Source organism: Streptomyces sp. KLMMK, from assembly GCF_036961605.1.
Taxonomy (GTDB): Bacteria; Actinomycetota; Actinomycetes; order Streptomycetales; family Streptomycetaceae; genus Streptomyces; species Streptomyces telluris.
Window position 1 is genome coordinate 1 of the sequence record NZ_JBAMDC010000421.1, and the last position, 5,449, is coordinate 5,449.

The 5,449-nt window shown below is 74.3% G+C and carries 5 protein-coding genes; 4 read left to right on the plus strand and 1 reads right to left on the minus strand.

Translation table 11 applies throughout. From position 1 onward, the window contains the following. Positions 1 to 403 (minus strand): HIT family protein (locus V7793_RS32695; RefSeq protein WP_336013330.1); only part of this gene is annotated, 403 nt, incomplete at its 3' end. A 168-nt stretch (positions 404 to 571) separates the two neighbouring features. Between V7793_RS32695 and V7793_RS32700 the strand changes: the two genes are divergently transcribed. The 4 genes from V7793_RS32700 to V7793_RS32715 form a co-directional block, all read left to right on the plus strand. After that, positions 572 to 1,336: a DUF72 domain-containing protein gene (locus V7793_RS32700; RefSeq protein WP_336013331.1), complete on the plus strand. Its 765-nt coding sequence runs from the start codon at positions 572 to 574 to the stop codon at positions 1,334 to 1,336. 114 nt (positions 1,337 to 1,450) lie between these two features. Further along, entirely contained in the window at positions 1,451 to 3,109 is a 1,659-nt protein-coding gene (locus V7793_RS32705; RefSeq protein WP_336013332.1) for a serine/threonine-protein kinase, read from the plus strand. A gap of 89 nt (positions 3,110 to 3,198) precedes the next feature. Next, positions 3,199 to 4,803 (plus strand): DUF6777 domain-containing protein, encoded by a 1,605-nt coding sequence (locus V7793_RS32710; protein ID WP_336013333.1) that lies wholly within the window; start codon positions 3,199 to 3,201, stop codon positions 4,801 to 4,803. A gap of 80 nt (positions 4,804 to 4,883) precedes the next feature. Next, positions 4,884 to 5,449 (plus strand): TerD family protein (locus tag V7793_RS32715; protein ID WP_336013335.1); only part of this gene is annotated, 566 nt, incomplete at its 3' end.

The following is a 5,449-nucleotide window of genomic DNA, read 5'->3' on the forward strand; positions in this document are numbered from 1 at the left end:
CCGCCACCTCCGCCGCCTCCTCGTCCGATGCGTAGCGCCCCCGGGGCCAGAAGAAGCCGCGCAGCCCGTCCTTGCGGTTGCGCGGCACGACGTGCACGTGGAAGTGGGGCACCGACTGGCTCACCCGGTTGTTCGCGGCCACGAACGACCCGGCGGCACCCGTCCCGCGCTCCACGGCCCCCGCGATCCGCTGCACCCGGGCGAAGAACGGCCCCACCTCGTCCGCGGAGAGGTCGGTCAGCGTCTCGGCGTGGCGCCGGGGCACCACCAGCACATGGCCGGGGAAGAGCGGCCTCGCGTCCAGGAAGGCGACCGCCGTCCCGTCCTCGAAGACCCGGTGGGCGGCCGAGCCGCCCCCGGCGATCGCACAGAAGATGCAGGCAGCCTCGTCAGCCTCGTCCATGCCCCCAGTCAACCGCAGCCACCGGCCTACCGGCCCTACCGGCCCACCGGCGTCCTGGCCCACCGGCCCACCGGCCCACCGGCCCCGTGCCGGCCCCCACACCGCCGATCCGGCGTTCTCCGCGGCCCGCCCGTGACGCCCCCGGGCACCCGGGGGAGGGATCACCCCATGCCCCTCCACGTCGGCACCTCGGGCTGGCAGTACAAGGACTGGCGCGGCGTCCTCTACCCGGACGGCTGCCCTCAGCGGCTATGGCTGGAGGAGTACGCCAAGGGATTCGCCACCGTCGAGAACAACAACGCCTTCTACCGGCTGCCGCCGCCCGGAACCTTCGGCGACTGGCACGACCGCACCCCCGCGGGCTTCGTCATGGCGGTCAAGGCCAGCCGCTACCTGACCCACATCAAACGCCTCCGCGACCCCCAGGAGCCGGTCGGGCGGCTGATGCGGCACGCCGCCGCGCTCGGCGACCGGCTGGGCCCGGTCCTGCTCCAGCTGCCGCCCACCCTGCGCGCCGACCCCGGCCTCCTGGACACCGCGCTGGGCTGCTTCCCTGACGGCGTCCGCGTGGCCGTCGAGCCCCGCCACGACTCCTGGTGGACCGACGAGGTCCGCGCCGTGCTGCGCGGCCACGGCGCCGCGCTGTGCTGGGCCGACCACGGCTCCCGGCCCGTCACCCCGCTGTGGCGGACGGCCACCTGGGGATACGTGCGCTTCCACAGCGGGCGGGCCCGGCCCTGGCCGCGTTACGGCCGGGCGGCGCTCGCGAGCTGGGCCGGGCGCATCGCCGACACCTGGCCCGACCGGGCCCACGTCTACGCCTACTTCAACAACGACCCCGGGGGAGCGGCCGTCCACGACGCCGTCGCCTTCGCCCGTACCGCCGCCCGCCTGGGGCGCACGGTGAGCCGCACTCCGGATATGCGCGCCTGAGCCCGCGCCTATGCGCCGTGCACCCCGTTCCCGGCGGCAGCGGAACCGGGAACGCCGGACGGGGCTGACCCGTCCCAGCCAGTGTGGCCCGAAACGCGCACGGCTGGGGGTGCCGTGCGTACGGGGAGGGGGGCGCACGACGTGGACGGCGAGCAGCAGCGACATCGCCTACTGGCCGGGCGGTACCGGCTCATCGACCAACTGGGCAGCGGCGGCATGGGCGTGGTCTGGCGCGCCGTCGACGAGCTCCTCGACCGGGAGGTCGCCGCCAAAGAGGTCCGCGCCCCGGAGCACCTGCGCGAGCACGACGTCCGCGTCCTCTACGCACGCCTGAAGCAGGAGGCCCGCGCCGCCGCCCGGGTCAGCCACCCCAACGTGATCACCGTCCACGACGTGATCGAGCAGGAAGGCCGCCCCTGGATCGTCATGGAGTTCGTCCGCGGCCGGTCGCTCGCCGAGATCCTGCAGCACGAGGGCGTGCTCACCCCCAAGGAAGCCGCCAAGGTCGGCTCGATGGTGCTGCAGGCCCTGCGCAGCGCGCACTCCTCCGGCGTCCTGCACCGCGACGTCAAACCGGCCAACGTCCTGCTCGAGCCCAGCGGCCGCGTCGTGCTGACCGACTTCGGCATCGCCCTCGTGGAGGGCTCCGGCACCCTCACCCGCACCGGCGACCTCGTCGGCTCGCCCGACTACCTGGCGCCAGAGCGCGCCCTGGGCCAGCGGCCCGGCACCCCGTCGGACCTGTGGTCGCTGGGCGCCACGCTGTACGCGGCGGTCGAGGGCGTCTCGCCCTTCCGCCGTACGTCGGCGCTCGGCACCCTGCAGGCCGTCGTCCAGGACGAACTGCCCACACCGCGGCGCGCCGGGCCCCTCACCCCGCTCCTCGAAGGGCTCCTCCGCAAGGACCCGCAGACCCGCATGGGATCGACCGAGGCGCAGCGCCTGCTGGACGCCGTCGCCTCCGGCCGCACGCTCACGCAGCCCGACCTGGCGGGCCCGGAGCCCGCCGGATACGTGCCCACTGCGCGCGCCACCCCCACCCCTCCTCCGCCCGCCGACCCCAGGACCACCTACGGCTCGGGCTACAGGTACGGCTCCGGCGCCGGCTCGTACGGGGGGCCGGCGCCGTCGGGCGCCCGCGCGGGGACGCCGTCGGGCGCACCCGGAGCAAGGCCGCTCGGCCCACCTGCTGGGACGCCATCCGGCGCACCTGCCGGGACCCCATCCGGCGCGCCCGCCGGCGCAGCCAGGAGCCCGGCCTACGGCTACCCGGCGCCCGCCCCAGGACCGGCACCTGCCCCTTTCCCAACGCCCACGCCCACGCCCACGCCGACGCCGAACCCAGTCCCGAACCCGGTTCCGAACCTGGCCCCGCACCCGGCGCCCGTCCCAGCCCCCGGCCCGGCCCCGGCCCCCGGCCCCGACACCCCGCGCCGAGGCTGGCCCGTTTACCTGGGCCCGCTGCTGGCACTGCTCCTCATCGTGGGCGGCACCGTGGCCGGGGTCCTTGCCGCCGGCGGGTCGGGGAACCCGGACAACGGGCGTCAGCCGGGCGGTGGGACCACCGGGACCGCGCACCCCCCGGACAATTCCCCGACGCCCGACGGCTCGGGCGATACCGGTGAGTCCGGTGAACCGGGGACGCCCTCGCCGCACCCCAGCCCGTCGGGTCACGCGACGGACCCTGCGACGACCTATCCCACCACCGAGCCCACGAAGAACCCGCCCGGTACGTGCAACGGGGGCTGGGTCACGAAGTGCGCAACACGCTGATGAGAAAGAACAACTGACGAGCAAGAACAACCGGCGAGAAAGAACGAACGACAACGACAAGGAACAACCGGCTTTCGGGGGGTATACACATGCAGCTGGTGTCCGATCCGTTCCGGGAGAGGCGGCGGGAATCCGCCCGGCCCCGTACCCGGCGTGCGCTGTCACGGCGCCGCCGGATCCAGGCCGTCGCCCTCTTCACCGTGCCCGTGCTGATAGGTGGCGCGAGTCTCGCCGGGTGCGGCGCATCGGGGAAGAAGAAAGCGGTCAAGCTGGTCCTGGAGGCAGTGGGGGAGGCCGGTGCCTTCCCGTTCACCGAACACCCCGACACCGACCTGCGGAACGTCGTCTCCGCCTCCCCCGGCGGGGGCGAGTGGCAGGGCGACGCGCGGGGCGCGTTCGGCGGGGTCCAGGGCACCACGCGCTGCGACAAGGCCTCGCTCATCAAGCAGATCACCGAGGACCCCGACAAGGCCCGGGCCTGGGCCGCGGTGAAGAAGATCGACGAGGGCAGCATCGGTGAGTACATCAACAAACTCACCGAGACGTACCTGGAGTTCGACACGCTCGTCAAGAACCACGACTTCCGGGACGGCGAGGCGGCCGAATACCTGTCGGTGCTGCAGAAAGGCGTGCTCGTCCTCGTGGACGACTACACCGCGCCCGCCGTCAAGTGCAACTGCGGCAATCCGCTGGCGGAGCCGGACCGCGGGGTGGACACGAAGGACGCGTCGTACTCGGGCACCCGCTGGAAGTCGTTCTCCACCACGGAGGTCACCGTCATCAAGGCCCGCACCAAGGAACAGGGCCCGGTGAAGCAACTGCCGCTGGTCGACCCCTTCCAGGGCGACAAGGCCTTCGACCGCAGCGTCGGCAGTGACGGCAGCAAGGACAGCAAGCCGTTCCGGTGGGATCCGCCGAAGACTCGCCCCACGCCGGGCGCGGGCGGGGCCTCGGGTTCGTCCGGTCAGGGCAAGCCGGGGTCCCCGTCGGGCGGTTCGCCCGGCACGGGCTCGTCCGGCCCGGGTTCGTCCGGTACGGGGTCCGAGGACCCGTCGGGCCGTTCCCCGGGGTCGGGAGGGCCGGGCAGCGAGTCCCCCTCGGGGACAAGTGCCGGGACGGGCACGGGTGGTCCGTCGCAGTCGCGCAAGCCGGGCAGCGCGGTGCCCGGAACCGGGCGGCCGACGCCTTCGCGGACGAAGCCTCCGGTGCCCACGCCGTCGAGGGCGGTCGTCCCGCCCACGACGTCCAAACCGGTGACGCCGACGGCCACCAGGCCGGTCGTACCGGCCTCGCCCAAACCCGTGACACCGACGGGGGCCAAGCCGGTGACGCCCACGGCCGCCCGCCCGGTGACACCGACGGCGGTGAAGCCGGTGACGCCCACGGGGGCTCGCCCCGTGACGCCCACGGCCGCGCGTCCCGCGACGCCGACTGCGGTCAAGCCGGTGACCCCGACCGCCGCCAAGCCGGTGACCCCGACCGCGGTGAAGCCGGTGACCCCGACCGCGGCCAGGCCCGTAGCGCCCACGGCCGCCAAGCCCGTGACGCCCACGGCGGCCAGGCCCGCCGTGCCGACCGCCGCCAAGCCCGTTCCCCCGACCGCAGCCAAGCCCGAAGCACCCACGCATCAGCCACCGGCCACGGGGCCGAAACCCCCGCCGGCCACCCACGCACCGGCCCCCCAACCCTCCTGATCCACGGCAAGCAGGGGCAAACGGCCGTCACGGTACGTTGTCCCTGCAAACAAGAGGCCGTCCATTTACAGGGGTGCAGCATGGGGATGATGAAAGGTGCCAACGTCCGGATTCCGGCGCCGGCGGTGCGGGTCGAGCTGGGGTGGCACGCGGCTCCCGGGGCGCCGGACGTCGACGCCTCCGCCCTGCTGCTCGTGGGCGGCAGGGTCCGCTCGGACGCGGACCTCGTCTTCTACAACCAGGCGGTGCACCCCTCGGGCGCGGTCCGTCACGAGGGCAAGCAGCCGGCGGGGGCCGGTGTGACGACCGACAGCCTGACCGTGGACCTCGCCGCGGTCGAGCCCGCCGTCGAGACCGTGGTGCTCGCCGCCTCGGCCGACGGCGGGGCCTTCGGGCAGGTGCCCGGCCTGTACATCCGCGTCATGGATGCCTCCGCCGGTACGGAGCTCGCGCGGTTCGACAGCACCGACGCCACGGTCGAGACGGCCTTCGTCCTGGGCGAGCTCTACCGGCGCCAGGGCGAGTGGAAGTTCCGGGCGGTCGGCCAGGGCTACAGCAGCGGCCTGGAGGGCCTGGCGACCGACTTCGGCATCACCGTCGACGAGCCCCGGACGGCCGCCGTACCGGCCCCGGCGCCCGCCCCGCA

What these genes read in the sequence shown, in the direction of transcription:
- V7793_RS32700 (WP_336013331.1), top strand. Translation starts at nt 572, where the DNA reads ATGCCCCTCCACGTCGGCACCTCGGGCTGGCAGTACAAGGACTGGCGC.
- V7793_RS32710 (WP_336013333.1), top strand. Translation starts at nt 3,199, where the DNA reads ATGCAGCTGGTGTCCGATCCGTTCCGGGAGAGGCGGCGGGAATCCGCC.